The organism is Mycobacterium zoologicum (assembly GCF_020181635.2).
Lineage (GTDB): Bacteria > Actinomycetota > Actinomycetes > Mycobacteriales > Mycobacteriaceae > Mycobacterium > Mycobacterium zoologicum.
Genome location: NZ_JAYJJS010000081.1, coordinates 1 through 946 on the forward strand (window position 1 = coordinate 1; position 946 = coordinate 946).

Below are 946 nucleotides of genomic sequence, written 5' to 3' on the forward strand. Positions count from 1 at the left end.
TAGCGATGAGCAGCGCCACGATTGACCGTTACCTGCGCGGCGCCAAGGCTCGCGACCAGATCAAGGGGAAGTCGACCACCAAACCGTCGCCGTTGTTGCGTTCCTCGATCAAGATCCGCAAGGCCACTGACGAGGTCGAGGCAGCCCCGGGGTTCTTCGAAGGCGATACCGTCGCGCACTGCGGACCAACGCTCAAAGGCGAGTTCGCCCGCACGTTGAACCTCACCGACATGCACATCGGCTGGGTCTTCACCCGCACCGTGCGCAACAACGCCCACGCCCACATCCTCGGTGCGCTGAAGGCAGGAGTGCATGAAATACCTTATGAGGTAATCGGTTTGGACTTCGACAACGGGACCGAGTTCTTGAACAAGGCGGTCATCAAGTGGGCTGCGGAGATGGAGATCTTCTTCACCCGCTCCCGGCCGTACAAGAAGAACGACCAGGCCACGATCGAATCCAAGAACAACCACCTGGTGCGCCGCTACGGGTTCTACTACCGCTACGACACCGACGCCGAGCGTGCGGTGCTCAACCGGCTGTGGAAGCTGGTCAACGACCGGCTCAACTACCTGACCCCCACCATCAAACCCATCGGCTACGGCTCTGGGCGCGACGGTCAGCGTCGCCGCCTGTTCGACGCGCCCATGACCCCACTGGACCGGCTGCTGGCCGCCGGGGTCCTCTCACCAGCCCAAGAAGCAGAGCTGCTCGCTTACCGCGACAGCCTGAACCCTGCCGCGATCGCACGCCAGATCGCCGACCTACAGGCCGCCCTGCTCACACTTGCCAAGGACAAGACCGAACAGCTATACCTCGCCGCCATCCCCAGCGCCCTACCCGACGTCAGGGCCGGCATCAGGGTCAAGAGCCAGGCCGCCAGCTGACCCTCGATTTCGCGGGCATTCTTACGTGATGCATGGATCAGATTTCGCGGGCATCTTGA

At 62.6% G+C, this 946-nt stretch carries 1 protein-coding gene; it reads left to right on the plus strand.

Translation table 11 applies throughout. The annotated features are described in order from the left end of the window. Nucleotides 1-887: integrase (locus tag K6T84_RS23825; RefSeq protein WP_329786995.1), on the plus strand; the 887-nt coding region annotated here is incomplete at its 5' end. Nucleotides 888-946: the final 59 nt, after the last annotated feature.